At 74.4% G+C, this 25,741-nt stretch carries 20 protein-coding genes, 1 tRNA gene and 1 pseudogene; 9 read left to right on the plus strand and 13 right to left on the minus strand.

Features of this window, described 5'->3' with window-relative positions; translation table 11 throughout:
* Positions 1-2 precede the first annotated feature (2 nt).
* Positions 3-1,238 carry a class I SAM-dependent methyltransferase gene (locus AFB00_RS06990; RefSeq protein ID WP_231974265.1) on the minus strand — a complete coding sequence of 412 codons (1,236 nt, stop codon included), beginning with the start codon at positions 1,236-1,238 and terminating at the stop codon, positions 3-5.
* A gap of 156 nt (positions 1,239-1,394) precedes the next feature.
* Between AFB00_RS06990 and AFB00_RS06995 the strand changes: the two genes are divergently transcribed.
* A tRNA-Gln gene (locus AFB00_RS06995) sits at positions 1,395-1,465 on the plus strand.
* 109 nt (positions 1,466-1,574) lie between these two features.
* Positions 1,575-2,333 carry a DUF3800 domain-containing protein gene (locus AFB00_RS07000; protein ID WP_068796553.1) on the plus strand — a complete coding sequence of 253 codons (759 nt, stop codon included), beginning with the start codon at positions 1,575-1,577 and terminating at the stop codon, positions 2,331-2,333.
* Positions 2,334-2,503: 170 nt separating this feature from the next.
* Here the strand turns inward: AFB00_RS07000 and AFB00_RS07005 are convergent, their stop codons facing one another.
* The 3 genes from AFB00_RS07005 to AFB00_RS07015 all read right to left on the minus strand — a co-directional run bounded on the left by AFB00_RS07005 (position 2,504) and on the right by AFB00_RS07015 (position 4,817).
* Complete coding sequence (locus tag AFB00_RS07005; protein WP_068796554.1) at positions 2,504-3,538, minus strand: DUF418 domain-containing protein; 1,035 nt, start codon at positions 3,536-3,538, stop codon at positions 2,504-2,506.
* A gap of 130 nt (positions 3,539-3,668) precedes the next feature.
* On the minus strand, positions 3,669-4,112 hold the full coding sequence (locus tag AFB00_RS07010) for an OsmC family peroxiredoxin (protein WP_068796555.1): 444 nt from the start codon (positions 4,110-4,112) through the stop codon (positions 3,669-3,671).
* 126 nt (positions 4,113-4,238) lie between these two features.
* Complete coding sequence (locus tag AFB00_RS07015) at positions 4,239-4,817, minus strand: L,D-transpeptidase (RefSeq protein WP_083275327.1); 579 nt, start codon at positions 4,815-4,817, stop codon at positions 4,239-4,241.
* A 270-nt stretch (positions 4,818-5,087) separates the two neighbouring features.
* Here AFB00_RS07015 and glmU point away from each other — a divergent pair, with 270 nt between their 5' ends.
* From glmU to pth, 4 genes and pseudogenes are all read left to right on the plus strand, one after another.
* Positions 5,088-6,656 (plus strand): bifunctional UDP-N-acetylglucosamine diphosphorylase/glucosamine-1-phosphate N-acetyltransferase GlmU, encoded by a 1,569-nt coding sequence (glmU, locus tag AFB00_RS07020; protein ID WP_083275984.1) that lies wholly within the window; start codon positions 5,088-5,090, stop codon positions 6,654-6,656.
* Between the two features lie 29 nt (positions 6,657-6,685).
* Positions 6,686-7,633, plus strand: coding sequence for a ribose-phosphate diphosphokinase (locus tag AFB00_RS07025; RefSeq protein WP_231974408.1), 948 nt, complete (start codon positions 6,686-6,688; stop codon positions 7,631-7,633).
* 220 nt (positions 7,634-7,853) lie between these two features.
* Entirely contained in the window at positions 7,854-8,540 is a 687-nt protein-coding gene (locus AFB00_RS07030) for a 50S ribosomal protein L25/general stress protein Ctc (protein ID WP_068796557.1), read from the plus strand.
* Positions 8,537-9,115 (plus strand): annotated as a pseudogene (pth, locus tag AFB00_RS07035) (aminoacyl-tRNA hydrolase); the annotation flags it as partial. The gene AFB00_RS07030 and the pseudogene pth, both read left to right, overlap by 4 nt.
* 146 nt (positions 9,116-9,261) lie before the next feature.
* Here the strand turns inward: pth and AFB00_RS07040 are convergent.
* A complete protein-coding gene (locus AFB00_RS07040; protein WP_068796558.1) occupies positions 9,262-10,941 on the minus strand; it encodes a fatty acyl-AMP ligase in 1,680 nt (559 codons plus the stop codon).
* Between the two features lie 91 nt (positions 10,942-11,032).
* Between AFB00_RS07040 and AFB00_RS07045 the strand changes: the two genes are divergently transcribed.
* The 3 genes from AFB00_RS07045 (at position 11,033) to AFB00_RS07055 (ending at position 16,501) form a co-directional block, all read left to right on the plus strand.
* A complete protein-coding gene (locus tag AFB00_RS07045; RefSeq protein ID WP_068796559.1) occupies positions 11,033-12,397 on the plus strand; it encodes a dipeptidase in 1,365 nt (454 codons plus the stop codon).
* A gap of 71 nt (positions 12,398-12,468) precedes the next feature.
* The gene (locus tag AFB00_RS07050; RefSeq protein ID WP_068796560.1) at positions 12,469-15,636 is read left to right on the plus strand and encodes an AfsR/SARP family transcriptional regulator; all 3,168 of its coding nucleotides are present in this window, start codon (positions 12,469-12,471) and stop codon (positions 15,634-15,636) included.
* A gap of 34 nt (positions 15,637-15,670) precedes the next feature.
* On the plus strand, positions 15,671-16,501 hold the full coding sequence (locus AFB00_RS07055; RefSeq protein ID WP_068800081.1) for an LLM class F420-dependent oxidoreductase: 831 nt from the start codon (positions 15,671-15,673) through the stop codon (positions 16,499-16,501).
* 4 nt (positions 16,502-16,505) lie between these two features.
* On the opposite strand, the gene AFB00_RS07060 is transcribed toward AFB00_RS07055, so the two are convergent.
* From AFB00_RS07060 to AFB00_RS07095, 8 genes are all read right to left on the minus strand, one after another.
* Complete coding sequence (locus AFB00_RS07060) at positions 16,506-17,327, minus strand: ABC transporter permease (protein WP_068796561.1); 822 nt, start codon at positions 17,325-17,327, stop codon at positions 16,506-16,508.
* On the minus strand, positions 17,324-18,286 hold the full coding sequence (locus AFB00_RS07065) for an ATP-binding cassette domain-containing protein (RefSeq protein ID WP_068796562.1): 963 nt from the start codon (positions 18,284-18,286) through the stop codon (positions 17,324-17,326). Before AFB00_RS07065 ends, AFB00_RS07060 begins: the two co-directional genes overlap by 4 nt.
* 311 nt (positions 18,287-18,597) lie before the next feature.
* A complete protein-coding gene (locus AFB00_RS07070) occupies positions 18,598-20,376 on the minus strand; it encodes an ABC-F family ATP-binding cassette domain-containing protein (RefSeq protein WP_068800082.1) in 1,779 nt (592 codons plus the stop codon).
* A gap of 17 nt (positions 20,377-20,393) precedes the next feature.
* A complete protein-coding gene (locus tag AFB00_RS07075) occupies positions 20,394-21,371 on the minus strand; it encodes a 4-(cytidine 5'-diphospho)-2-C-methyl-D-erythritol kinase (RefSeq protein ID WP_068796563.1) in 978 nt (325 codons plus the stop codon).
* 374 nt (positions 21,372-21,745) lie between these two features.
* Positions 21,746-23,110, minus strand: coding sequence for a hypothetical protein (locus tag AFB00_RS33025; RefSeq protein ID WP_068796564.1), 1,365 nt, complete (start codon positions 23,108-23,110; stop codon positions 21,746-21,748).
* 13 nt (positions 23,111-23,123) lie between these two features.
* Complete coding sequence (locus AFB00_RS07085) at positions 23,124-23,474, minus strand: PE domain-containing protein (protein ID WP_156819422.1); 351 nt, start codon at positions 23,472-23,474, stop codon at positions 23,124-23,126.
* A gap of 69 nt (positions 23,475-23,543) precedes the next feature.
* A complete protein-coding gene (locus tag AFB00_RS07090) occupies positions 23,544-24,095 on the minus strand; it encodes a DUF3558 family protein (RefSeq protein WP_197519775.1) in 552 nt (183 codons plus the stop codon).
* Positions 24,096-24,228: 133 nt separating this feature from the next.
* A complete protein-coding gene (locus AFB00_RS07095; protein ID WP_231974266.1) occupies positions 24,229-25,722 on the minus strand; it encodes a DHA2 family efflux MFS transporter permease subunit in 1,494 nt (497 codons plus the stop codon).
* Positions 25,723-25,741 lie beyond the last annotated feature (19 nt).

Genomic DNA, 25,741 nt, shown 5'->3' on the forward strand with positions numbered 1-25,741 from the left:
CGTCACACCACCTCGAGCGACGGGATCGGGAAGACCAGGCGGCCGCCCCACCCGTGCACGTAGGACAGCTGCTCGGTCAGTTCGCCACGCAGGTTCCAGGGCAGGACCACCACGTAGTCCGGACGATCCTGGGCGATCCGGTCCGGTGTGTGAATCGGGATTCGGGCGCCCGGGGTGAACCGGCCGTGCTTGTACGGGTTCCGGTCCACCGTGTAGGCGAGCAGGTCGGGCCGGATCCCGCAGTGGTTCAGCAGGGTGTTGCCCTTGCCCGGGGCGCCGTACCCGACGACCAGCTTCCCGGCGCGGCGCGCGTCGATCAGGAACGAGACGAGGTCGTCGCGGATCGTGGAGACGGCCTCGGCGAACCCGTCGTGCCCCTCCGGGGTGTGCAGGCCGGCGGCCTCCTCGGTGGCGAGCACCTCGCGCACCGCGTCCGACGGCTCCCCCGCGGTCTCGCTCGGGCGCGCCCACATCCGGATCGAGCCGCCGTGGGTGTCGAGCGGTTCGACGTCGACGACGGTCAGCCCACCGGCCGCGAGCGCCCGCTGCCCGGTCAGCAGCGTGTAGTACTGGAAGTGCTCGTGGTAGATCGTGTCGAACTGACGGCGTTCGACGAGCGTGAGCAGGTGCTGGACCTCGATCGAGACCCAGCCGTCGTCGGCCACCATGGCGCGCAGCCCCCTGGCGAACCCGACGACGTCCGGGATGTGGGCGAACACGTTGTTGCCGCACACCAGGTCCGCCGGGCCGTGCTCGGCGCGGACCGCGGCACCGGTCTCCGGGGTGAGGAACGCGGTGAGCGTCGGGACGCCCTTCTCCCGCGCCGCCTCGCCCACGTTGACGCTCGGCTCCACGCCCAGGCAGCGGACGTCCCGGGCCACCACGTGCTGCAGGAGGTAGCCGTCGTTGGAGGCGACCTCCACGACGAACGAGTCCGGGCCGAGCCCGGCCCGCACGGCGGCGGAGTCCACGAACCGGCGGGCGTGCTCCACCCAGGACGAGCTGAACGAGGAGAAGTAGGCGTACTCGGCGAACGTCTCCTCCGGCGAGATCTCCGGGGGCAGCTGGGCGAGCAGGCAGGAGTTGCACACCCGGACGTGCAGCGGGTAGCTCGTCTCCGGCTGCTCGGCCGTCTCCGCGGTCAGGAACAGCTCGCACGGCGGTGTGGCACCCAGGTCGCAGAAACTGCGCAGGTCCGTTGCGCCGCACAGCCGGCAGGCGACCCCGGGATTCAGCACGAAAGGCAGTCTGTCAATGCGACGCGCGGGCACCGCGCCCGGGGTCACATCGCCCGATGGTGGGCGTGTGCCCCCGGGACGCCCCGTCGCACGACGGCCGGCCGGGGAGGCGGACCGCGTCCGGGTGGGCCGGACGTGCCACGATGGGTCCCACGATCCACCGTGGTGTAACGGCAGCACCTCAGATTTTGGTTCTGATGGTCCAGGTTCGAATCCTGGCGGTGGAGCAGGGACGGCGCGGGGCCGGGCCGCCACCGTGGGCCCGTCGGCCCCGGCACTTCTTTCCGATCCGGCATCGCTAAGTCGGGGCGTCATTGGGTAGCGTCGCCACTCACGATGGCCATCTCCGACGTCTACACCTACATCGACGAGACGGGCGACCGCGGATCGGGACCCACCTCCAGCCCGGTCTTCGGGATGGCCGCGGTCCTGGTCGACGACGGTTCCGCCGCAGCCCTGCGCCTGGCGGTCAACCAGCTCCGGCACGACTTCGGAGTCCCCGGCACGCGGGTCATGTCCTGGAAGACCGACGCCAAGAACCACGACCGTCGCAAGCGCGCGGCCGAGGTCCTGGGGGACGTCCCCGGCCTCCGAATCTGCTACGTCTACGCAATCAAGAGCGAACTCCACCTCGGCAGCTACCGCGGCCACCCGGAACGCTTCTACAACTACGTCGCCTACAAGACCTACGAGTCGACGCTCTGGGCCGCCCGGAACTGGAAGGGCGGCCGCGCGCGGGTGTGGACCCGCTTCGGCCACGTCCGCCGTCACGATCACCGCACGACCGCCGGCTACATCACGACGGAGGCGGCCGGCGACGGCCGGGTTCCCGACCATCTCGAACAGGGCATGCGCTGGGTCTCCGCGGACCGTTACCTGGAGAGCCAGGCGGCCGACCTGTACGGAGGGTTCCTGAAGGCCGCCGTGTGGCCCTCGGGGCAGTTCGGATACACCGAGCCCGCCTACCTGCTCCGCGTCTGGCACCAGATCCGCAACAGCGGCGACTGCGTCATCCCGCTCGGACTGATGTCGATGCCCGACAGCAGCCTGGTGCGCCGGAACGCATGGTTCCCCTGCGCAGGATGCACGCGATAGTGAACCCGCGAGGGGCCTCCGGGGGCCGATCCACTGAAGGAGAGCGGTGGCAGCACCGCTGGCGATCCCCGGCAGACCCCTCGCGGGTCCACGACGACCGTAACACGTCGAACTGAAGTTCGACAGACGTTTCGGCAGGTCCGCCGCCCTGAGAGCGCCGATCGACCGGCTCACCCGGTACCGGCGCCGGGCTGCCACCGTTCCCGCCGCATCGGCGCCGGTCCCCACCAGGTCACCGTGCGCCACACCCACTCCGCGGGCCCGTAGCGGAACCGGCCGAGCCACCACCGGCTGACGACGATCTGCACCGCCACGACCACCGCGGCCAGCGCGATCGCCGTCCCGTAGCGGTCGCTCCCCGACAGCCCCAGCAGCGGGACCGCCGCCAGCACCAGCAGGGTCGCGGACAGGTAGTTCGTCAGCGACAGCCGACCGAGCGGGGCGAGCACGGCGGACAGCGCGGGCCCGGCCGGGCCGGCGAGCAGCAGCACGAGAGCCGCGGCGTAGGCGAGCGCGAGCGCCAGCCCGGCCACGGCCGAGACCTGGTTGAACCCGCTGTTGACGATGTCGTCCATCTGCAGCCCGACCAGTGGCACGGCCACGAGCACGGCGACCACGAGGACCGCCGCCCACCGCCACCGGGCCGGGCGGGCGAGCTGGGCGGGCAGGCCGTAGCGCGCCGCGGCCAGCCCGAGCAGGAACAGCCCCGGGATGAGCAGGGTCCCGCCGCTGAACAGCGTGACTGCCAGCGCGGTCGCCGCCACTCCGCCGAGTGCGATCACCGGGCGCGGCAGCCAGGTCGCCGGCAGCAGCACCACGAGCCCGACGATCGCGTAGGGCAGCAACGCCTCCCCCGGGTGCAGCATCTGGTGCGCCAGGCCGATCACGGCGAGCGCGAGCAGCCGCCGCAGCAGCACCAGCCGCGGCCGGTCCGTCCGGGCGGCGGCCCGGTCCAGGAACAGTGCGGTGCTCAGCCCGAACAGGAAGGAGAACAGCGGGAAGAACCGCTGCTGGACGAGCACGTCGAGCCACTGCTGGGTGCTGCCCTGCCAGTCCCCCACCGTGGGCGGCATGTCGGCCAGCGGCGGGATGTTGACCAGCAGGATCCCGATCAACGCGAACCCGCGCAGGGCGTCGAGCGCGTCGATGCGGGCGGAACCGCGGGGGACGGGGCGGGTGAGCGCGGTCGGCGAGGGTTCGGTCACGCCGACGATGATGCGGCGCGCGAGGGCCCGGGCGCCTCGGCCCGCCGGTCGATTCCCGGGGCGGCCGTTCGTCCTTCCGGCCGAGGCCGCCGGGCCCGGTGCGGTGCACCGGGCCCGGACCGGCCGGGGCTCAGCTCTCCAGCGCGGCGTCCAGGGTGATCTCGACCCCGGTCAGCGCCTTCGAGACGGGGCAGCCCTCCTTGGCGGCCTGCGCAGCCCGGGAGAACCCGTCGGCGTCCAGACCGGAGACCTCGCCGCGGACCTTCAGGGTGATCCCGGTCAGCTTGAAGCCGCCGTTCTCCTTGTCCGGGCCGAGCGACACGTCCGCGGACACCTCGAGGGACTCCGGGGTGCCACCCGCCTCGGCGACGTTCGCCGAGAGCTGCATCGCGAAGCAGGCCGAGTGCGCCGCCGCGATGAGCTCCTCCGGGCTGGTGGTGCCGCCCGCGTCGTCCGCGGCGCGCTTCGGAAAGCTGACCTCGAAGGTGCCGGCGCCGGAGCTGGACAGCTCCACCTGACCGGTCCCCTGCTCCAGGCCGCCGTTCCAGGCGGTGCGGGCGCTACGAGTGGGCATGGTTCCTCCAGGGGGTCGGACGTCGTCGGATCGCGACCGGTCAACATCTACCGGTCCTCGTGCACTCCCTTCCCCCCGGTACCCCACGCCGAAACGGCCCCGGGCAACGGCGAGCGGAGTGATCGGCTACTCGCGCACCTCGACCCGGTCCCCGACCTGCAGCGCACCGAACCAGCGCTCGGCGTTCGCCCGGTCCAGCCGGACGCACCCGGCCGACGGCGAGTTCACGTTGCCCTCGTGGAAGGCGATGCCGCCGGGGGCGAAGAACACCGCGAACGGCATCGGCGCGTTGTTGAACTCGGCGCTGCGGTGGTCCTGGTGCTTCCACTGGACCGAGAAGTCACCGAGCGGGGTCGCCTGCCCCGGGCCACCGGGGGCCGCGGGAACCGGCCCGGCCTCGATGACGCCGTCGCGGATCAGCCACGCCTTCCGGCCGGCCCGGTCGACGCAGGCCCGGGCCTCACGGCTGCACGGGGTCCCCTCGGTACGGCCCTCGGCGCGCGCACCGGAGCCCTCGGCGTCGTCGCGCCGCTCGGAGGACTCGGAGGACTCCCGGTCCCGGCCGCCGTCGCGGTCGTCCGGCGGCTGGGCCGACGCCGTCCCGGCCAGGGCGGCGACCAGCGCGCCGCACAGCAGGACCAGCACCGTGGTCAGGACCGTCACCGCACGGGACCGCCGCCGGCGGCCCCCGATCTCGCGCGTCATCGCACTCCCGCATCGCTCCGGACGCGATCACGGAACCGACCGCGCTGGGGGGTGAACGAAACCTCCCCGCGCCGGTTACCACTCGAAAGTTTGATCTTCGCCAAGATCCACCCGGACGGGCGGCACCGCGGCGTACGCGGTGGGCGGCGGCGCCCGCGACCGGCCCCCGTACGATGCCGTACCGGCAGGGCGGGCCGGGTGCGCGCCGGGCCGAACACGGAGCGCACGGGCCGCCCGGACGGCGGTGAACCCCACCAGGAGGAACCGAACATGCCCGAGCCCCACCAGGGTGCCGCCGACCGACGACCGGACCCCGGTCGGACGGCGGTCGCCGCGGGCATCGTCCTCGCCGCCGGTGCCGGGTCCCGGATGCGCTCGGCGACGCCGAAGGTGCTGCACGCGCTGGGCGGACGCCCGATGCTCGGGCACGCGGTGCACGCCACGGCGGGGACCGGGACCGACCGGCTGGTCGTCGTCGTGGGTCACCAGCGCGAGCGGGTATCCGCCGCGGTCGCCGGGTTCGCCGACGAGCTCGGCCGTACCGTCGCGACCGCGGTCCAGGAGGAACGCCTCGGCACCGGTGACGCCGTGCGCTGCGGACTGTCCGCGCTGCCGGCCGACCTGACCGGCACCGTGCTCGTCACCTACGGCGACGTGCCGCTGCTCGACACCGCCACGCTGCTGGACCTGGTCGGCGAGCACGAGCGCACCGAGGCCGCGGTGACGCTGCTGACCTGCGACGTCGCCGATCCCACCGGCTACGGCCGGATCGTGCGCTCCGGCGGAGCGGTCACCGCGATCGTCGAGCACGCCGACGCGACCGCCGAGCAGCGGGCGATCACCGAGATCAACTCGGGCGTCTACGCCTTCGACGCGGCCTTCCTCCGCTCCGGGATCGCCGGCCTCGCCACGGACAACTCCCAGCAGGAGCTCTACCTGACCGACCTGGTCGGGGCCGCGGTCACCGGCGGCCGCACGGTGCACGCCGTCCGCTGCGCCGACGAGTGGCTGCTGCGCGGGGTGAACGACCGGGTGCAGCTGGCCGAGCTGCGCGCCGAGCTGAACCGCCGGGTGCTGCGCCGGTGGATGGTCGACGGCGTGACCGTCGTCGACCCCGCGACGACCTGGGTGGACGTGCAGGTGCGGCTGGGGACCGACGTCGTGCTGCACCCCGGCACCCAGCTGCACGGGACCTGTGCCGTCGCCGAGGGCGCCGAGATCGGTCCGGACACCACGCTGACGTCCTGCACGGTCGGCGCCGGCGCGACGGTCGTCCGTACGCACGGCTCGGACTCGGCGATCGGCGACGGCGCCTCGGTCGGGCCGTTCGCCTACCTGCGCCCGCAGGCCCGGCTCGGGGCCGGCGGCAAGATCGGCACCTTCGTCGAGGTGAAGAACTCCGACATCGGGGCCGGTACCAAGGTGCCGCACCTGACCTACGTCGGTGACGCGACGATCGGCGAGATGAGCAACATCGGCGCGTCCTCGGTCTTCGTGAACTACGACGGCGTGCGCAAGCAGCGCACCGTCATCGGGTCCCACGTGAAGACCGGGTCGGACACCATGTTCATCGCCCCGGTCACGGTCGGGGACGGGGCCTACACCGGCGCCGGGACGGTGCTCCGTTCCGACGTCCCGCCGGGGGCGCTGGCGGTGTCGGGTGGGCCACAGCGCACCATCGAGGACTGGGTGCCGCGCAAGCGACCGGGCACCCCGGCCGCCGAGGCGGCCGAGCGGGCGGGCTCCGGCCCGCCGGCGACCGGCACGTCCGGTGAGAACGACCCCCGGCACGACGCCGGGGACAACAGAGACCTCAGCCGAGGAGGCACCGCACGGTGAGCGCGATCGCAGGCACGCCGAAGAAGAACATGATGCTCTTCTCGGGGAGGGCGCACCCGGAGCTGGCCGAGCACGTGGCCAAGGAGCTCGACGTCACCGTCACCCCGCAGTCGGCGTACTCCTTCGCCAACGGGGAGATCTTCGTCCGGTTCGAGGAGTCGGTCCGCGGGAGCGACGCGTTCGTGATCCAGGCGCACTCCGCGCCGATCAACGACGCGATCATGGAGCAGCTGATCATGGTGGACGCGCTCAAGCGCGGCTCGGCCAAGCGGATCACCGCGGTCATGCCGTTCTGGGGCTACGCCCGCCAGGACAAGAAGCACCGCGGCCGCGAGCCCATCTCCGCCCGCCTCGTGGCGGACATGTTCAAGACCGCCGGTGCCGACCGGATCCTGACCCTGGACCTGCACACCTCGCAGATCCAGGGCTTCTTCGACGGCCCGGTCGACCACCTCTTCGCGCTGCCGGTGCTGGCCCAGCACATCAAGGACACCCGGCCGGACGGGAACTTCGCGGTCGTCTCCCCCGACTCGGGCCGCGTGCGCCTGGCCGAGCGCTGGGCCGAGACCCTGGGCGGCACCCCGCTGGCCTTCATCCACAAGACCCGCGACCCGCTCAAGCCCAACGAGGCCGTCGCGAACCGGGTGGTCGGTGAGATCGAGGGCCGCTGCTGCGTGGTCATCGACGACATGATCGACACCGGTGGCACCGTCGCGAAGGCGGTCGAGGTGCTGCTCAAGGAGGGCGCCTCGGACGTGATCGTGGCCGCCACCCACGGCGTGCTGTCCGGCCCGGCCACCGAGCGCCTGGCGAACTGCGGCGCCTCCGAGGTGATCTTCACCGACTCGCTGCCGATCCCGGACGAGAAGCGGTTCGACAGCATGACCGTGCTGCCGATCGCACCGCTGCTCGCCGAGGCGATCCACCAGGTCTTCGAGGACGGCTCGGTCACCAGCCTGTTCGACGGCAACGCCTGAGTCCCCGTACTCCGCCGACGGCGCCCCACCACAGACGGGTGGGGCGCCGTTCGTCGTTGCGGGCGGGCCCCCGAGGGTGTAGTGCGAGCAGTCGCGTAGACTTCCGGCATCTCCGCGGCGAGGGCGGGTGCTGGCTGACCCGCCGTGATCGACGTGTGCCGATCCCCATCGGCTCCTCGCCGCGCGCCTTTCCACCGCAGAAGTTTCGAGGAGCAGTTCCGTGGCCCAGACCCGCATCCCCGCCGAGACCCGGACCGAGTTCGGCAAGGGCGCCGCCCGCCGCACCCGTCGCGCCGGCAAGATCCCCGCCGTCCTCTACGGCCACGGCACCGACCCGGTGCACCTGTCGCTGCCGTCGCTGGAGTTCGCGGCCGTCGTCCGTGAGCAGGGCCGCAACGCCGTGCTGGAGCTGGACGTCGCCGGCAGCGCGCCGCAGCTCGCGCTCACCAAGACCGTGGTCGTGCACCCGCTGCGGCCCTACGTCGAGCACGTCGACCTGCTCGTCATCAAGCGTGGCGAGAAGGTCGAGGTCGAGCTGAACGTCGTCGTCTCCGGCGACGCCGCCCCGGGCTCGCTGGTCACCCAGGACATGAACACCGTCCTGGTCGAGGCCGACGCGCTGAACATCCCGGAGAGCATCGAGGTGTCCGTCGAGGACGCCGCGATCGGCACCCAGGTCTACGCCAAGGACCTGAAGCTCCCGGGGGGCGTCGAGCTGCGCACCGACGAGGAGTACCTGGTCGTGCAGGTCGTCCCGGCCCCGACCGAGGAGGACCTCGAGGCCGAGGTCGACACCGAGGGTGCCGGCGTCGTCGAGGACCCGTCGGACGAGGAGCAGGCCGAGGCGTCCGAGGAGTCCGCCGAGGGTGCCTCGGACGAGGCTGCCGAGGGCGACTCCGAGAAGTGAGCCCCGTGCCGGGGCCCGCGCTCGTCGTCGGGCTCGGGAATCCGGGCCCGGAGTACGAGGGGACCCGGCACAACGTCGGCACCCGCGTCGCCGCCCTGCTGGCGGCGCGGGCCGGCGCCGGCCGGTTCTCCGCGCACAAGCGGTCGAACTCCGACGTCGCGTCGGGCCGGCTCGCCGGGCGGCCGGTCACCGTGGCCGTCCCGCGCAGTTACATGAACCTCTCGGGCGGCCCGGTCGCCGGGCTCGTGGCGTACTTCTCGATCCCGCCGACCGAGGTGATCGTGGTCCACGACGAGCTGGATCTCGACTTCGGCGTCGTCCGGCTCAAGCGGGGCGGCGGCGAGGGCGGGCACAACGGCCTGCGCTCGATCAGCAAGGCACTCGGGACGAAGGACTACCTGCGGGTGCGCTTCGGGATCGGGCGGCCCCCCGGGCGTCAGGACCCGGCCGACTACGTGCTGAAGCGGTTCTCCGGCGTCGAGAACAAGGAGCTGGACCTCGGTCTGGACCTGGCCGCCGACGCCGCCGAGTCCCTCCTCGCCGAGGGCCTGGAACCGACCCAGAACCGCTTCCACCCCTCTCGGGCTGACCCCCCGCACGCGCACCCCTCCCCGGGCTCGCTCGCCCCTCCCCGATTCGCACTCTCCCCGATTCGCACTCATGGAGCTTCGGCCTCGTCTGACGAGGCTGAAGCTCCATGAGTGGGTCAGGGGCGGGGCGGTCAGGGAGTGGGCGTCAGGAGGTCGGCGGTCGCGGCGCGGCGGAGCTTGCCGGAGGGGGTCTTCGGCAGGGTGCCGGGGCCCAGGACCACGACCTCGGCGGGGCGGACCCCGACGGCGGTGAACACCCGGTGGATCACGTCGTCGCGCAGGCTCTTCGCGGCCGTCTCGTCGTCGACGCCCTTCGCCTCCAGCACGACGGCGAAGGACTCCCGGCGCCGCCCGTCACCGGCCGGCATCCGGACCGCGACGACGTTGCCCGCCCGCACCCCGTCCGCCTCGCCGGCGGCCCGCTCGATGTCGGTGGGATAGATGTTGCGGCCGCCCATGATGATGACGTCCTTCACCCGCCCGCAGACGACGACCGCGCCGTCGTCGGTCAGGTAGCCCTCGTCACCGGTGTCGAACCAGCCGTCGGCGTCCCGGGTCGCCAGCGGGCCGTCGACGGTCAGGTAGCCGGGGGTGACCGCCTCACCGCGCAGCTGCAGCACCCCGACCTCACGCGTCCCCCGGCCCGCGCCGTCGGGGCCGACGACCCGTACCTCGATGCCCGGCAGCGGCGGCCCCAGCTCGGGGAAGCCACGCGCCGGACCGGACCCGGCGGGTTCCGCGCGCCGGTGCGCCTCCAGCGACTCGGCGTCCACCCGGTCCACCTTCAGTCCGGTGTGGACGGGTGCGAACGCGACCCCGAGGGCGGTCTCGGCCATCCCGTAGGCGCACAGCACCGACTCCGGGCGCAGGCCGAACCGGGCCCCGGCGGCGGTGAACGCCTCGACCGCAGCCGGGTCGACCGGCTCGGCACCGTTCAGCGCGATCCGCAGGGGCGACAGGTCCAGCTCGCCGTCGTCGACCCGGCCGAGCTGGCGGGCCAGCACCGCGTAGGCGAAGTTCGGGGCCGCGGTGACGGTGCCGCCGTAGCGGGAGATCAGCTCGGCCCACAGCCGCGGCCGGCACAGGAAGTCCGCGGGGGTGACGGTCACCAGGTCCAGCCCGACCGTCATCGGCACGGTCAGGAACCCGACCATCCCCATGTCGTGGAACAGCGGCAGCCACGAGACCATCCGGTCCCGGCGGACGTCCAGTTCGGACGCGGCCACCATCGAGCCGATGTTCGCGTGCAGGTTCGCGTGGGTGATCCGCACGGCCTTGGGCGCCGCCGTCGAACCGCTGGTGAGCTGCAGCAACGCGGTGTCGTCCTCGTCGGCGACGTCGGCCGCGGGGGTGAACGCCATCGGGTCGCCGGTCAGCGAGTCCAGCGTCCGGAACGGGACACCCTGCTCGGCCAGCACCGGGGCGAGCGCGTCGAACGGCGGGCCCAGCAGCACCATCGAGGCGCCGATCATCCGCAGCGTCGTCACCGTGTCCGCCGCCCACACCGCGAGGTCGGTGCGCGGTGTCGGCTGGTGCAGCATCGTCACGCTGCCGCCGCACAGCCACACCGCCTGGGCGGCCGGGGCGATGGACGCCGGCTCACCGGCCAGGATCCCGACGGCGCCGCCGAACGGCAGCCCCGGTTCCCCCTCGCCGGGCCGGCGCAGCGCGTCCGCGTTCGCCGTCGCCGTGCGGTGCACCTGCGCCCAGGACTGCCGCGCCGGTTCCCGCGGCTCACCCGTCGTCATACCGCGGGCGTCCCCGTCGGGACCCGTCGCGGACTCCAGCAACGTCGCCAGGAATCGGGACATGGTGCCGACAGTAGCGACGAACCACCCACCGCCGCCGCCACGATCGGTGACCGGCGGCCCGGTAGGTGACCCACGCGTAGCATCCGGGCCCATGGCCGAGCAGCAGCCCATCCCGTCCGCCGCACTCTCCGCCGCCGTCGAGGACGTGCTGCCGGGGGCCCGCTCCGACCTGGAGGCGCTGGTCCGGATCCCGAGCATCTGGGCCGATCCGGCGCACGCCGAGGACACCCGGCGCAGCGCGGACGCGGTCGCGGCACTGGCCCGGGACGCCGGGGCGGCGACGGTGGAGATCGTCGCCGCCGACGGCGGCGCACCCGCGGTCGTCGCACACTGGCCCGCCCCGGAGGGCATGCCGACCGTGATGCTCTACGCCCACCACGACGTCCAGCCCACCGGTGGTGACGACGAGTGGACCAGCCCGCCGTTCGAGCCGACCGAGCGGGAAGGGCGGCTCTACGGCCGCGGCGCCGCCGACGACAAGGCCGGCGTGATGACCCATCTCGCGGTCCTGCGCGCCTACGGCGGGACGCCCCCGGTCGGCGTGACCCTGTTCATCGAGGGCGAGGAGGAGTCCGGCTCCCCGACCCTGAGCGCCCTGCTGGCCGAGCACCACGCGAAGCTCTCCGCGGACGTGATCGTGATCGCCGACGCGGCGAACCCGGCGGTCGACGTGCCCGCCCTGACCACGAGCCTGCGCGGGCTCGTCGCGGTGGTGGTCGAGGTGTCGATGCTGGAGCGCCCGGTGCACTCCGGGGTGTACGGCGGGCCGGTCGGCGACGCGCTCACCGCGCTCTGCCGCACGCTCGCGACGCTGCACGACGACAAGGGTGAGGTCGCCGTTCCCGGCCTGGCCCGCAGCAGCTCCGACGCCCCCGACCCGGACGAGGCGACCTACCGCAGCGACGTCGGCCTGCTCGACGGCGTCGAGCTGCTCGGCACCGGCAGCGTCGGAGACCGGGTCAACCTGGCCCCGGCGGTCGCCGTGCTCGGCATCGACGCCCCGGCCGTCGCCGAGTCCTCCAACGTGCTGCTCCCCCGGGCCAGGGCGATGGTGAGCATGCGGCTCGCCCCGGGAGAGGACGCGCTGCGGGCCCAGCAGGCACTGGCCGACCACCTGACGGCGAACGTCCCGTGGGGCGCGCACGTGACGGTGACCCCCGAGTCCGGCGTCGCCGAGCCGTTCAGCCTCTCGGCGACGGGTGCGGTCTACGACCACGCGCGCGCCGCCTTCGCCACCGCCTACGGCAACACCGCGGTGGAGACCGGCATCGGCGGCTCGATCCCGTTCATCGCGGAGTTCGCCCGCACCTTCCCGGGGGCGACGGTGCTGGTCACCGGCGTCGGCGACCCGGCGAGCCGCTGGCACGGGATCGACGAGAGCCTGCACCTGCAGATGTTCGGCCGGGGCGTGCTGGCCGAGGCGCTGTTCCTGCAGCGGCTCTCCGCGCAGGGCTGACGCCGGAGGGGCGGGTGCGCGCCCGGGAATGGCACCCACCCCGGCACCGGAGCGGTGCAGAATGACGCCCGATGTGGATCCGGCTGCTCGGCACGGTGTCCGTGCTGGGCACGGACGGCGCCGAGCTGCGCGTCGCCGGGCTGCGGCTGCGCGGGCTGCTGGCCCGCCTGGCACTCGACGCCGGGCGGGTGGTCGACACCGCGACCCTGGTCGACGCGCTCTGGGGCGAGACCCCGCCCGCCACCCCGAACGCGCTGCAGTCCCTGGTCACCCGGCTCCGGCGGGTGCTGGGCCCGGACCGGGTCGTCGGTGCCGCGGGCGGTTACCGGCTCGCTGTCGCCCCGGACCGGGTGGACGCGCTGCGGTTCGCCGAGCTGCGGGCCGGGGCCGCGGGCGAAGCGGATCCCCGGCGGGCCCGGGAACTGCTGGCCGGGGCACTGGCCCTGTGGGCCGGGGCACCGCTCGCGGACCTGCGTGAGCTGCCGTTCGCCGGGCCGGTCGCCGTGCGGCTCGCCGACGCCCGCGCGACGGCGGCCGAGGAGCTGGCCGGGCGGGGGCTCGCCGACGGGGCCCCCGGTGCCGGGCTGGACACACTGACCGCCGTCCTCGACGACCACCCGCTGCGGGAGTCCGCGGCCGTCGCGCTGGCCCGCAGCCTGCACGCGACCGGCCGCCGGGCGGACGCGCTCGACGTCCTGGACCGGACCCGCACGGCGCTCGCCACGGAGCTGGGCGTCGACCCGGGGCCCGAGCTCCGCCACGCCCGCGCCGAGCTGCTGCACGACGCCCCTGACACCCGGCCCACGGCACCCGCGGTGACCGGTGCGCCCCAGGACACCCCGGAGGACGCCGGGCCACGGCGCGGCGACGGTCCGGCGGCACGGCACCGCAGCCCGGCCCTGACCTCGTTCGTCGGCCGTGCGGACGATCTCGCGCGGTTGCAGGCGCTGCTCGGTGCCGCCCGTCTGGTCACCGTGACCGGCCCCGGCGGCACCGGGAAGACCCGGATCGTCGAGGAGGTGCTGCGCCGGTCCGACGGCGCGGCGGCCGTCGCCGAGCTGGCCCCGCTCACCGGTACCGACCAGGTCGCGGCGGCCGTCCTGCACGCGGTCGGCGGGCCGGACCTGGCCGTCGCCGACCGGGGCGGGTCCGACACCCTGGCCCGGCTGCGGGCGACGCTGGCCGGGCGCGAGCTGCTGCTCGTCCTGGACAACTGCGAGCACCTCGTCGCCGGGGTCGCGGAGCTCGTGCACGACCTGCTCACCGCCGTCGGAGGGCTGCGGGTGCTCGCGACCAGCCGGGAGCCGCTGGGTGTCCCGGGCGAGCACCTGCTCCCGCTCGGCGCTCTGGACGACGAGCAGGCCGCCCGGCTGTTCACCGACCGCGCCGCCGCCGTCGTCCCCGGGTTCGATCCGGGTGACGGCCGGACCGTCGCCGCGCTCTGCCGCCGGCTCGACGGCCAGCCACTGCCGATCGAGCTGGCGGCCGCGCGGGTCCGCACGCTGAGCACCGGGGAGATCCTCGCGCGGCTCGACGACCGGTTCCGGCTGCTGGTGGGCGGCGCCCGCACCGCGCTGCCCCGGCACCGGACGCTGCGCGCGGTCGTCGACTGGAGCTGGGACCTGCTCGAGGATCCCGAACGCACGCTCGCCCGCCGGTTCGGGATCTTCGCCGGGGCCGTCGACGCCGCCGCGGTCCGGGCGGTGTGCGGTGCGTCCGACCCCGGCGGCGACCCGTGGGACCTGCTCGCCGCGCTGGTGGAGAAGTCGCTGGTCGTGGCCGTGGCGGGCACGGACGGGGCACCGACGCGCTACCGGATGCTGGAGACGGTCCGCGAGTACTCGCTGGCCCGGCTCGCCGAGTCCGCGGAGGAGCAGTGGATCGCCGGGGCACACGGGGACTGGGTGCTCGGCGTGCTGGAGCCGGGCGAGCCGCGGTTGCGGACCGGTGCCCAGCTGGACTGGCTCGGCGTCGTGCGGTCCGTCGAGGGGGAGGCGGTGCGGGCGCTGGACCGGGCCGTCGACGCCGGTCGTGCGGACCGGGCACACCGGCTGCTGGCCGCGCTGAGCTGGGGCTGGCTGATCCGGGGCGAGCAGCCGACGCTGCTGCACCGGTCCGCGACGGTCGCCGCGCTGCCGGCCGCCGGGACCGGACCGGCGGGTGCGCTGAACCGGACGATGCACGCGCTCCTGCTGGCCGGGCACGGCGACACCGGGACCGTGCGGGCCGACATCGACGCCGTGCTCGACGCCATCGGCGACCTGCCCCGGCCGCTGCACCCGGTCGTCGCGCTCGCCGGGCCGGTGTCGCGGGCGTTCACCGACGGCGACGAGTCCGATCTGCTCACGCTGGCCGCCGGGGACGGCGATCCGTGGCTGCGGGCCGCGGCGGCCGAGATCGTCGCGCTCGGGGCGGAGAACCGGGGCGATCTGGACGTCCAGCGCACCCACCTGCGGATCGCGCACCGGCTGTTCGGCGAGGTGGGCGACCGCTTCGGTCTCGGCGTGGTCGTGCTCTCCCTCGGCGAGCTGGAGGACTTCGCCGGGGACCGGGCGGCCGCGGCCGCCGCCTACCGGGAGGCGATCGCACTGACCAGCGAGCTGGGCAACCTCGACGACCTGCCGCAGTACCGGATGCAGCTCGCCCACGTCACGGCCCGCGACGGGGACGCGGCGACGGCCCGGCAGCAGATGCGGCAGGCACTCGTCGACCTCGGCGACCGCCCGCAGCCGGAGACGCCCGGCTGGTTCGATTGGGGGCACGCGGACGTCGAACGCCGGCTCGGGAACCCGCACCGGGCCCTGGAACTGCTGGACACGGTGTGGGAACCGGTGCCGCCCGGCCCCGGGCTGCTGCAGCGCGACGCGGTGCTGCACATGATGGCCGCCGCCGTCGAGCTGGACCTCGGACGGCCACAGCGGGCCCGCCCGCTGCTCGATCACGCCGCCGACGCCGCCCTCGCCAGCGAGGACGGGCCGGTGCTCGGCCAGGTCGCGGAGACCGCGGCACGCTGGGCGCTGGCCGAGGGCGACCCGGACCGGGCCGGTGAGCTGCTCGGGATCGCGATCGACCGGCGCGGCACGCTGCACCTCGGCGATCCCGAGGTCGTCGCCACCCGCGACGGTGTCCGCGCCGCGCTCGGCCCGGAGCGGACCGACGCCGCGCTGGCCCGTGGGCGCGCGGTCCCCCGCGACGTCGCACCCCGCCCGCGCCCGGCCACCGCGGCGCGCAGCCGGTAGGAGTGCCCGGGTACCGGGTGGGGTATCCGCCGGTATGAAGTTCGGCATCGCAACGTTCGTGACCGACGAGGGCATCCGGCCCGCTCCGCTCGGGCGGGCCCTGGAGGAGCGCGGGTTCGACTCGGTGTGGCTGGCCGAGCACTCGCACATCCCGACCAGCCGGGAGTCGCCGTACCCCGGCGGTGGCGACCTGCCCCGGCAGTACTACCGCACGCTCGACCCGTTCGTCACGCTCGCGGCGATGGCCGAGGTGACGACGGACCTGCTGCTCGGCACCGGGATCATCCTCATGCCGCAGCGAGACGTGATCCACACGGCCACCCAGACGGCCAGCCTCGACCTGATCTCCGGCGGCCGGCTGATGCTGGGCGTCGGCGCCGGCTGGAACCGCGAGGAGATGCGCAACCACGGCGCCGACCCGACGACCCGGGGCCGCCTGATGAACGAGCAGCTGCAGGCCCTGAAGCTGCTGTGGACCGAGGACGAGGCCGAGTTCCACGGCGAGCACGTGCACCTGGAGCGCTCCTTCTGCTGGCCGAAGCCGGCCCGGTCCCCGCACCCGCCGATCTACGTCGGCGGGGAGAGCCGGGCGGCGCTGGACCGGCTCGCCGGTCACGCCGACGGCTGGCTGCCGCGCGGTGGCACCCCGCCCGAGGAGATCAGCCGGGTCCGCGCCGAGCTCGCCGACCGCGGCAGGCCGGACGTGCCGACCACGCTGTTCGCCGCGCCCGCGGACGCCGCCTCGATCTCCGGTTACGCCGACGCCGGGGTGGAGCGGGTGACGTTCCTGCTGCCCACCGCCGGGGAGAGCGAGTCGCTGCGGGCCCTCGACGAGTTCGCGCAGGTGGTCGACCGGCTGGGGTGACCGCTCAGGTGCGGCGCCGGTAGATCGCCACCGCGATCGGTGCGAACACCGCGACGACGACGGCCGAGGTCAGCAGGGACGCGGTGACCGCACCCCCGGCCGGGGTCCCGCCGAGCAGCGCCCGCACCGCGTCGGCACACCGGGACACCGGGTTGATCTCGACGAAGGTCTGCAGCCAGCCGGGCATCGTCTCGACCGGTACGAAGACCGAGGAGGCGAAGGTCAGCGGCAGCATGATCATGGCGCCGATGCCCTGCACCGACCGGGGCTCGCGGACCAGCACCCCGAGCGTGGTGAAGATCCAGCACATCGCGAACGCGAACGCCACGACCAGGGCGAACGCCCCGGCGATCGCGAGCGGTCCGACCGGCGTCCGGTAGCCGAGGACGAACCCGAAGCCGAGCATGATGAGCCCGGACGCGACGTAGCGGACGAGGTCGGCGCCGATCGCACCGACCAGCGGGGCCGACCGCGGGATCGGCAGGCTGCGGAACCGGTCGAAGATCCCGGTCTTCAGGTCCTCGGCCAGCCCGACGCCGGTGCCCGCGGAGGCGAACACGACCGTCTGCAACAGCACGCCGGGCAGTGCGAACTGCAGGTACTCGGCGCTGTTGCCGGAGATCGCACCACCGAAGACGTAGACGAACAGCAGCAGGAAGATGACCGGCTGCAGCGTCACGTCGAGCAGCGCCTCCGGCGAGTGGACGGTCTTGACGATGCCGCGGCGGGCGAGCGCGGCACTGTGGCGCAGCACCGGCGGCAGCAACGGGGTCTCGCGGTCGGGTGGAGCGGTCCGGGTGGACGGGGGCGTGGCGGTGGTGGTCACGAGGTCCCTCCGGTGGGGGCGGCGGCCACGGCGTGGCCGGTGAGGGTGAGGAAGACGTCGTCGAGGCTGGGCAGCCGCAGGCCGATCTCGGCGATGGCGACGCCGTCGGCGGTCAGCCGGTCCTCGGTGCGGCGCAGCGCCCGCGGGTCCGCCGCGGACGCGCTGACCTCGCCGGACGGTGCCGTCGACGGCTCCGATCCGGTCTCGGCCGCGACGACGGCGGCGACCCGGGGAGCGTCGGCCGGAAGGGCGGGCCGTACATGCAGCAGCCGGCCGCCGATCCGGGCCTTGAGCCCGGCCGCCGTGCCCTCGGCGATGACCCGGCCCCGGTCGAGGACGACGAGGTCGTGCGCGAGCTGGTCGGCCTCCTCCAGGTACTGGGTGGTGAGCAGGACCGTCACCCCGTCCGCGGCGAGCCGGCGGACGGTGTCCCACACCTCGTTGCGGTGCCGCGGGTCCAGGCCGGTGGTCGGCTCGTCGAGGAACAGCACCTCGGGGTCACCGACGAGGCTGGCGGCCAGGTCGAGGCGCCGGCGCATGCCGCCGGAGTAGGTGCGGACACGGCGGCCCGCGGCCTCCGCGAGTCCGAAGCGGTCGATCAGGTCGGCGGCCGTGGCGCGGGCGACGCGGGCGGGGAGGTCGAGCAGGCGTCCGATGAGGACGAGGTTGTCCCGGCCGGTGAGCGCGTCGTCGACGGCGGCGTACTGGCCGGTCAGGCCGATCCGGCGGCGGACCGCGGGGGCGTCGGAGACGACGTCGTGCCCGAGCACGGCGGCCCGGCCGCCGGTCGGTGCGAGCAGAGTCGCGAGCATCCGGACGGTCGTCGTCTTGCCGGAGCCGTTCGGCCCGAGCAGGCCGAGGACCTGGCCCGGGCGGGCGGTGAAGGAGATGCCGTCGACGGCGCGGACGTCGCCGAAGGTGCGGACCAGGTCGTCGACCTCGATCGCGGGAGTGTTCATGCGGCCAGCCTGGCCGCCGGGGCACGCACGGCCCTGGCACGGCGCTGGCACGGCGCCGGCACGGACCCATGGGGCCCGATCGGAACGGGAGTCGGCGCGGGGCGCGGCCACCGCGCGGGGGTCGGCGAGCGGGTCCCGCCGCCGCCCCCCGACGAACGGCGACGGGACCGGCCCGACCCCCCAGTCGTCCCGGCGTTGCTCCCCAGCCCGCCGTGACGTGATACCCACGGTAGCCGCGGTCCGGGGCCCCCGGTATCGGTCGAACTACCGATATCCGCGGCGGACCTCTCCTACCGAAGTAGGAGACGGCGTCATCCCTCCGCCCGCTCCGCCGCGGCGAACCACTCGATCTCGGCCGACTCCCGTTCGGCGACGACCTCCTTCAGCGCCCGGTCCAGCTCGGCCAGCCGGGGCGGGTCGGTCGCGGCCTCGGCCAGCTGCGCGTGCAGCTTCTCCTCGCGCTTGGTGAGCTGGTCGACCCGCCGTTCGAGGCGCTGCGCCTCCTTGCGGGCGGTGCGCTGGGCGGCGGCGTCGACCTTCGCCGCGGGGGCGGCGACGGGTGCGGCGGGCGTGGGCGCGGGGGACTCCCCGGCGGCGGCCCGCCGGGTCAGGTACTCGCCGATCCCGCCGGGGAGGTGGGTGATCCGCCCGTCGCCGAACAACGCGACGACCTGGTCGCAGACCCGCTCGGTGAGGTACCGGTCGTGGCTGACCACGATCAGCGTGCCCGGCCAGCCGTCGAGCAGGTCCTCCAGCCCGGTGAGGGTGTCGACGTCGAGGTCGTTCGTCGGCTCGTCGAGCAGCAACACGTTCGGCTCGGCCATGAGCAGCCGGGTGAGCTGCAGCCGCCGGCGCTCGCCGCCGGACAGCCGCCCGACCGGCGTCCACTGCCGCGACGCGGGGAACCCGAGCCGCTCCAGAACCTGGGACGCCGTCATCTCCTGCTTGCCGAACCGCACGTACTTCGCGACGGCCTCGGTCGTCTCCAGCACCCGCATCTCGGCGGGCAGGTCGACGAGTTCCTGGCTCAGCTGCGCGAGCTTCACGGTGCTGCCCTGCACCCGCCGGCCGGAGTCGAGCTCGCGCTCGCCGGACAGGGCGCGCAGCAGCGTCGTCTTGCCGGAGCCGTTGATCCCGACGATCCCGACCCGGTCGCCCGGCCCGAGCCGCCAGGTCACCCGGTCCAGCAGCGCGCGCCCGGCGATCTCGACGCGGGCGTCCTCCAGCTCCAGCACGGTGCGCCCGAGCCGGTTGGTGGCGAACTGCATGAGCTCCACGGTGTCCCGCGGCGCCGGCACGTCGGCGATCAGCGCCTCGGCGGCCTCGATCCGGTAGCGCGGCTTCGACGTCCGGGCGGGCGGGCCGCGCCGCAGCCAGGCCAGTTCCTTGCGGGCGAGGTTGCGGCGGCGCTGCTCGGCGGCGTCGGCCTGGCGGGAGCGCTCGGCGCGGGCGTAGACCCAGTCCGCGTAGCCACCCTGGTAGGACTCGACGCGTCCGCCTGCCACCTCCCAGGTGCGGGTGCAGACGTTGTCGAGGAACCACCGGTCGTGCGTGACGACGACGAGCGCGATCCGCCGGTCGGTCAGGTGCCGGGCGAGCCAGCCGATGCCCTCGACGTCGAGATGGTTGGTCGGCTCGTCGAGGACGACGAGATCGAGGTCGCCGACGAGCGCCGCGGCCAGCGCGACCCGGCGCTTCTCGCCGCCGGAGAGCCCGTCGGTCGGCCGCTCGGTGTCGGTGATCCCCAGCCCGTCCAGGACATCCCGCACCTGCGGGTCGGCCGCCCACTCGTGGTCGGCGCCGTACCCGGCGAGCACGATGTCGCGCACCGTCGACCCGGCCGGGAAGCGGTCGTGCTGCACCAGGTGCGCCAGCCGCAGCCCGCCGACCCGGCTGACCCGGCCGCCCTCGACGGGACGTTCGCCGGTGATGACGTCGAGCAGGGTGGTCTTGCCGCCGCCGTTCAGGCCGACGACACCGATCCGGTCGCCGCGCTCCACGCCGAGCGAGACGGCGTCGAGCAGTACGCGCGACGCGTCACCGGGGACGTGCGCGGTGACGTTCTCGAGGTTGAGCAGGTTCTCGGGCATCGATCTCCTCCGGGCGGTCAGGCGCGCGCCGGGGGCCACGCCCCGGAGGACGACGGACCGCCACGCTCGGGCGGGGGTTCGCTGTCGTCGACGACCCGGGCCCCGGCGACGGGCCCGTGCGCGACGCGGACGGTGCGGCACACACCCATCCCGGCCAGCTCGGTGGCGACCTCCACGGCGGCGTCGGCGTCGGCGCAGAGGAAGGCGCAGGTCGGGCCGGAGCCGGAGACCAGCCCGGCGAGCGCACCGGCGTTGACGCCGGCGCGCAGCGTGCGGCGCAGGTCCGGCGCCATCGAGACGGCGGCGACCTGCAGGTCGTTGCCCAGGTTCAGGGCGAGCCGGCGGGGGTCACCCGACGACAGGGCTTCGAGGACCGGCTCGACCGGGCGCTCGGTGATCGGGCCGTCGCCGCGGAGCCGGTCGAGCTCGCCGAACACCTTCGGCGTGGACAGCCCGCCGCGGGCCAGCGCGACCACCCAGTGCAGCCGGTGCCGGGCCAGCACGGGGACGATCTGCTCGCCGCGGCCGGTGCCGAGCGCGGTGCCGCCGTGCAGCGCGAACGTCACGTCCGAGCCGAGTTCGGCGGCGAGCTCGGACAGCTCGTCGCGGCCCAGCTCCATCCGCCACAGCGCGGACAGCGCGACCAGCGCCCCGGCCGCGTCCGCGGACCCACCGGCCATGCCCCCGGCGACGGGGATGCCCTTGCGCAGGACGACCCGCACGTCGGGCTCGCGGTCGGCGCGCCGGGCGAGCAGCTCGACGGCCCGCCAGGCCAGGTTCGTCGCGTCGAGGGGGACCTCGGCGACGCCGTCGCCGTGCACCTCCAGCGCGGGCGCGTCGGCGGGTGCGACCGAGACCTCGTCGAACAGGCTCACCGCGTGGAACACGGTGACGAGGTCGTGGAAGCCGTCCGGCCGCACCCCGCCCACGGCGAGGTGCAGGTTGATCTTCGCGGGGACCCGGGCGGTGACCGGTCGCGGCACGGCGGACAGCACCGTTCAACCCTACGGGCCGGGTACCGGCGTGTGCTGCCGCCCGTCCGGACGCGTGGGACGGCTCACCGGCCCCGCTCCCCGGCCCGGCATCACCGCTCCGACTCCGGACCCGGCACGTCACCGATGCCGTGATCACGGATCGGGAAGGATTCCGGCCATGTCCGGCCGGAATCCTTCCCGATCGGTGATTACTCGGTCATCCGCCGCGCCCGACCGGGTCCCGGAGCCCGCCGCACGCCGGAACCCGCGCCGAGATGCAGCTGAGAGGGGTTCGTCGATCCCCGGAGCCCGCTGCCGTGCATCTCGGCGCGGATTCCGGCGGCCGGGCACGGGTCAGCGCCGCTCGTCGTCGTCCGGGGCCAGGACGCCGTCGGTCACGTCGAGATCGATGGCGAACACCTCGTCGGTGGGCACGATGTAGCGGTTGCGGTGCTCGGTCCCGGATCCGCCGCCCGCACCGCCGACAGCACCCATAGGGGGGTAGCCACCTGCGCCGCGCTCGGCCGCCGTACCACCGGCGAGGGGCGCACCCCCTCGGCCGGCACCGCCGGTCGCGCCCTCCGGCGGGACCCCGGGCGTTCCCGGGGCCGGGCGAGCACCGAACACGCCGGCCCCCGAACCGGTCCGGCACCGGCGCCCGACCAGCCGCCCCGCGTCCCGGACCCCGCCCAGCCACCACCCGGCAACCCGACGCCCGGGCCGGGTGAGCTCGGCGGCGGGATCTGCCGGGCCAGCTGGTTCTGCTCGAACGCCGCGTTCCGGTCGACCATCGGTGCGTCCACCCGGGACGGCGGCATCGACTGTTGCGGCGGCGCCGGCGAGGGCGCCGACTCCGCCTGCTCGACGAACAACGGGTCCTCGCGCAGCGGGCGCGGCGTCGCCCCGGTGCCCGCACCGTCACCGGGCGCGGCCGCCCCGGGGCCGATCGGCGACCCGCCTCCCGGGCCCGGCGGAGGCGCCCCGCCGCCCGCGGCCGGTGGATCTGCGGCGCCCGGCGCACCCGGGCCGCCGCCGGGCGAACCTCCCGGGCCCGGGGCCGACGGCCCACCAGGAGCGAGCCGGCCCGATTCGGATCCCGGGGCCGCCGCCGGACCGTCCACACCGGCGTCCGGACGGCCGGGCACCTGCGGCACCGATCCCCCGGGCACGCCCGGCGCGCCCCCGGACCCCGGCGCCCGGCCGCCGGGGTCCGTCGGCTGCGGTCCCGTGCTGCCGCGCTCCCCCTCGCCACCGCGGAACTCGCGGTAGGCGTCCTCGGTGCGCTGGTAGTGGCGTTGCAGCGCCGCGTCCGCCGCTTCGGAGTTGATCTGGTTCTGCTCGGCGAAGGACAGCCGGCTGTCCGCCACACCCACCGCCGCCTGCCAGAAACTGCTCCGCCAGACCCGGTCCCACCCGGCCCGCGCCGGATCGTCGAACTGGAACTCGCTCTTCATCTGCTGCCAGGACCGGCCGTAGTCGTCCAACCGGCCGGCGCCGTTGCCGGTGACGCCGGACGTGTCCTGCATCCCCGCGCCCATCCCCTGCAGACGCTCCTGCGCCCGCGTCGCGGCGGCGCCCTGCCAGTCCACTCCGAGTTCGTCGCTCCCTCGGAGGACCCGGTCGCGGACGGTGTTCCCGGCCGAGTCGATCGAGGCCATCGCGTCGGTCACCACCTGGACCGACGCCGCCCCCGGGCGCCCGTCGACCCACGCCCACTTCTCCTCCATGCTGAACGCGGCCCCCCGCGTGTCCCCCGCCATCGACACGTCGGGCTCAGCCGTTCCCCGGAGCGAACGAGCGCGTGTTCTCGTCCTCGATCAGGCCGTACTCCTTCGCCGCATCGCCCAACCGATCCACCGCTTCGGCGAGTTCAGCACGGTGAGCATGATGCAGCGCGAACACCTCGTCGATCTTCCGCTGGAACGGCTCCGTGTAGCCCTGCGAGACCGGATCCGTGCCGCACGGCTCAAGAACGCGGCCCAGCTCGGCCCGATCCAGCGCCGCACTCAGCGTCTCCTCCTGCTCCTCCAGCATCGCCCGCACCCGAAGAACATTGTCCACCGAGATCTGCACCATCAACGAGTCCGAAGCCGAACCACGCGGCGCATGCGAGGGGGTCGTCACCCGCGCACCCTAGAACAACCACCGAGCGAGCACGGCGAATCTCGACAACCCCTCACGATCGCGGCCGTCTCACCGCCGCAGGTTCCCGAGCACGTCCTCACCAAATCGGGTGGCCGTTAGGCATGCCTCCTCGATCGCCACCGGATCACCGCCGTCGTCGATACTCCCGGCGCGGTGCTGTACCCGCACCGTCTGCGTCTCGTTCACATCGATCGCGATCTGACAGAACGGAGGCAGCCCCGGACCGTTCCCCGTCGTCGACGCCGCCCGCACCGCACCGAAACCACCCACGGACACCACCCGCAAACCACGCTCCTCCGCAGCCGACTCCGCACGCCCATCGATCACCTGCGCCGCGAACTTCGTGCGCGCAACCGTCTGCCAGAAACAACCCGAAGACCGGGACACACCAACGTTCCCCGCCCACGGCTCGGCGTAGTCCACTCCACGAGCCCGCTGCTGCTCCGGCGTCAACGTCGCACACCAGTCCACACTCGACAGATCAAGATCCACCGGCCGCGGCCCCAGCAACGACGGCGGCGGCTCCTGCACCGCCCCACCACACCCGGCCAGCACCAGCACCGCGACCACCCACACCGACACGACCGAACGACGCAGCACCGAGATCCTCTCCACGACAGGGCAGCGGTCAGGCTAGCCCGGCGCTCCCGCCGGCCGGGCCAGGTCGGGCGCATCGACCGGACGTTCCCGGCCCCACGCCACCGGCGTGACCACCGGCCCGGATCCGGCGTCGTCAGCCCTGCTGCACCGCATCCCGCCGCTGCAGGTGCCGGGGCGTCGCGAAGCAGGCCACCGCGACGACGCCGACCACCAGTACCCCGGCGGGCAGCAGCACCGCCTGCGCCATCGCCGCCGCGAACGGCTCCCGCAACGCGTCGGGCAGCGCGCCCGCCGCCCCGGCGGTCTCCGGTGAGCCCGTGCCGGTCCCGTATCCGGGCACCAGCGCCGCGATCCGCGACTCCATCAGCACCGCGATCCCGGCGCTGCCCAGCACCGCGCCGACCTGGCGGGTGGTGTTGTAGACCCCGGCGCCCGACCCGGCGTGGTCCATCGGCAGGTTCCGGGTGGCGCTGGTCGAGATCGGCGCCCACACGCACGAGTTCGAGATGCCGAGCAGCGCGATCGGCAGCAGCAGCTGCCACACCGGGGTGTCCGGCCCCATGGCCAGCGCCAGCCACACCAGCCCGACGACGAACGAGACCATCCCGAACCCGCCGATCAGCCGCGGGTGCAGCCGGTCGGTCAACCGCCCGGTCCACGGAGCGAGGCCGCCGGAGAGGATCGCCAGCGGGGCGAGCAGCAACGCCGCCTCGGTCGGGGAGAACCCGCGCACGCTCTGGGCGTAGATCATCAGCGGGAAGCCCTGCGCGGTGACCGCGAAGCCCACCGTGCAGATCGCGACGTTGGCCAGCGAGAAGTTCCGGTCCCGGAACAGCGACAGCGCGACCAGCGGTTCGGAGCGGGTGCGGCCCTGCCACCAGACGAACGCGACGAGCACCGCCGCCCCGGCCAGGATGCAGGCCGCGACCAGGGCGTTCCAGTCATACTTCTGTCCCTCCTGGATGCCGAACACCAGCAGGAACATCCCGGCCGCGGACAGCACGACCCCGACCAGGTCCACCCGGCGTCGCGAGGTCGGCAGCGCGGGGACGAGCCGCCACGCGGCCACGAACGCGACGACGCCGAACGGCACGTTCACGAAGAAGATCCACTCCCAGCCGATGCCGCCGACCAGCAGCCCGCCGAGGATCGGGCCGGCCAGCGTCGCGACGCCCGCGACGGCGCCCCACAGGCTCATCGCCCGGCCGCGCTGGGCCGCGGGGAACGTCCGGGTGATCACGGACATGGTCTGCGGGGTCATCATCGCCGCGCCGAGCCCCTGCGCGACCCGGGCGACGACGAGCCCGCCGACCGTCGTCGTCAGCCCGCACCACAGCGAGGCCAGGGTGAACACGGTCAGGCCGGCCAGGTAGACGTTCTTCGGGCCGTACCGGTCGCCGAGCCGCCCGGTGATCAGCAGCGGGACCGCGTAGGCCAGCAGGTAGGCGCTGGTCACCCACACCACGGCGTTGACGTCGGTGCCGAACGCGACGATCAGCGCCGGCGTCGCGACGGTGACGATCGTGGCGTCGACCAGGATCATGAAGAACCCGATCACCAGTGCCCACAGCGCGGGCCACGGGCTGGTCCCGTCCGCCTTGACCACCCGTTCACTCGCTCGTGTCACCCCGTCATGATGCGCCCCG

The sequence above is a fragment of the Pseudonocardia sp. HH130630-07 genome, from assembly GCF_001698125.1.
GTDB lineage: Bacteria > Actinomycetota > Actinomycetes > Mycobacteriales > Pseudonocardiaceae > Pseudonocardia.

Excerpts from the sequence above, each read along its gene's own strand:
- AFB00_RS33025 (WP_068796564.1), bottom strand. The coding sequence starts at position 23,110 with ATGGCGGGGGACACGCGGGGGGCCGCGTTCAGCATGGAGGAGAAGTGG.
- AFB00_RS07040 (WP_068796558.1), bottom strand. The coding sequence starts at position 10,941 with ATGTCCCGATTCCTGGCGACGTTGCTGGAGTCCGCGACGGGTCCCGAC.
- AFB00_RS07050 (WP_068796560.1), top strand. The coding sequence starts at position 12,469 with ATGTGGATCCGGCTGCTCGGCACGGTGTCCGTGCTGGGCACGGACGGC.
- glmU (WP_083275984.1), top strand. The coding sequence starts at position 5,088 with ATGCCCGAGCCCCACCAGGGTGCCGCCGACCGACGACCGGACCCCGGT.
- AFB00_RS07000 (WP_068796553.1), top strand. The coding sequence starts at position 1,575 with ATGGCCATCTCCGACGTCTACACCTACATCGACGAGACGGGCGACCGC.
- AFB00_RS07015 (WP_083275327.1), bottom strand. The coding sequence starts at position 4,817 with ATGACGCGCGAGATCGGGGGCCGCCGGCGGCGGTCCCGTGCGGTGACG.
- AFB00_RS07025 (WP_231974408.1), top strand. The coding sequence starts at position 6,686 with ATGATGCTCTTCTCGGGGAGGGCGCACCCGGAGCTGGCCGAGCACGTG.
- AFB00_RS07070 (WP_068800082.1), bottom strand. The coding sequence starts at position 20,376 with ATGCCCGAGAACCTGCTCAACCTCGAGAACGTCACCGCGCACGTCCCC.
- AFB00_RS07065 (WP_068796562.1), bottom strand. The coding sequence starts at position 18,286 with ATGAACACTCCCGCGATCGAGGTCGACGACCTGGTCCGCACCTTCGGC.
- AFB00_RS07055 (WP_068800081.1), top strand. The coding sequence starts at position 15,671 with ATGAAGTTCGGCATCGCAACGTTCGTGACCGACGAGGGCATCCGGCCC.
- AFB00_RS07045 (WP_068796559.1), top strand. The coding sequence starts at position 11,033 with ATGGCCGAGCAGCAGCCCATCCCGTCCGCCGCACTCTCCGCCGCCGTC.
- AFB00_RS07010 (WP_068796555.1), bottom strand. The coding sequence starts at position 4,112 with ATGCCCACTCGTAGCGCCCGCACCGCCTGGAACGGCGGCCTGGAGCAG.